This window comes from Paenirhizobium naphthalenivorans (assembly GCF_007992095.1).
In the GTDB taxonomy this organism is placed as follows: Bacteria; Pseudomonadota; Alphaproteobacteria; order Rhizobiales; family Rhizobiaceae; genus Allorhizobium; species Allorhizobium naphthalenivorans.
Genome location: NZ_BJZP01000109.1, coordinates 1 through 1,062, shown reverse-complemented (window position 1 = coordinate 1,062; position 1,062 = coordinate 1). Strand labels below are relative to the sequence as shown.

Annotated in this window: 2 protein-coding genes; both read right to left on the bottom strand. The window is 58.9% G+C overall.

All coding sequences use genetic code 11. From position 1 onward, the window contains the following. Positions 1-869 (bottom strand): IncP-type conjugal transfer protein TrbI (trbI, locus tag RNA01_RS23380; protein WP_147182458.1); only part of this gene is annotated, 869 nt, incomplete at its 3' end. A 12-nt stretch (positions 870-881) separates the two neighbouring features. Further along, positions 882-1,062: conjugal transfer lipoprotein TrbH (locus tag RNA01_RS23375; RefSeq protein ID WP_503826406.1), on the bottom strand; the 181-nt coding region annotated here is incomplete at its 5' end.

The following is a 1,062-nucleotide window of genomic DNA, read 5'->3' as shown; positions in this document are numbered from 1 at the left end:
AGTTTGGTACCCTGCGGAATGAGAAGAAAATGCCCGGTGGCGCTGTCGTAGATGTGCTGGCTCACCTGCGCTGTGATCCGGCCCGGCAAATCGGAGATGATGCCGGTAATCATGGTGGCCGGGATGACGGAGCCGCGCTTCAGTTCATAGCGTGACTGCTGGGGTACAACCTGGTTCGGCAGGTAGCCGAGATCCTTGATGTCGGCGTTGAAGAAATCTTCCTTCGAAGTCTGCCCATTTGGATCGGCATTCTGCCCCATCAGACCTGATTTCATGGCCGCGGCATAGAGGTCGGAGGCACCGTTGTTGGTGACCGGCTGCCGCTCTGTTGTCCTGGTGTCGTTTGAGATATTTCCCAGCTCCGAGATTTTGACCTTCAGCGGCGAATCAAACGCAGTCGCACGGGCCTGAAGGCTGGCCATGCGCTGTCGCTGCTGTTCACGCAGGACTTGTTCGCGCTGCTCGCGGCGAAGTCGGGCCAACCATTCTTCTTCCGACTCCATTCGCGGTCGGCGCTCTTCCCGTGCCTGCTGCTTTATCTGCTCTTCTTCAATCGGCTTGGCCTCGACATTTGTCTGGGTTGTGGGCGTGGGCTGGAATACGGGCTGCTCTTCGCGATCCCCGATGATGCCGTCTTTCACCCCGCGCTTCATCTGATCAGCGAAGGTCGAGGCCGGGACGTTCGAGCCTGCTTCATCCGGGATTCTGTCGCCGAACCGCAGTCCTCGCGATGAGATGCCGTAGACAAGGACACAGGCGACGACGACTGCGATACCGATGCCAAAGAACACCGGCAGGCGATTGAGCCGTTTCATGCCCTTTTCCTGCGAGGCGCTGCTCGGATTGCCGAGCTGGAGCGACTGGACCATATCTGTCTCTCCTCAGTTCCGCTTCATTAATGAGAGCGGGCTTGCCGGCGTGGCGCCACCAGATGACACCGAATAGGCCCGCCCAAGCTCGAGTGTCTCGCTGGAAAGCCTCACGAGTACCTGTCCGTCAACGTCGATCAACGAATATGCCAGCTCGATCGGTTTGGCGGTGTTCTTCACGGAGCGTGCCTTA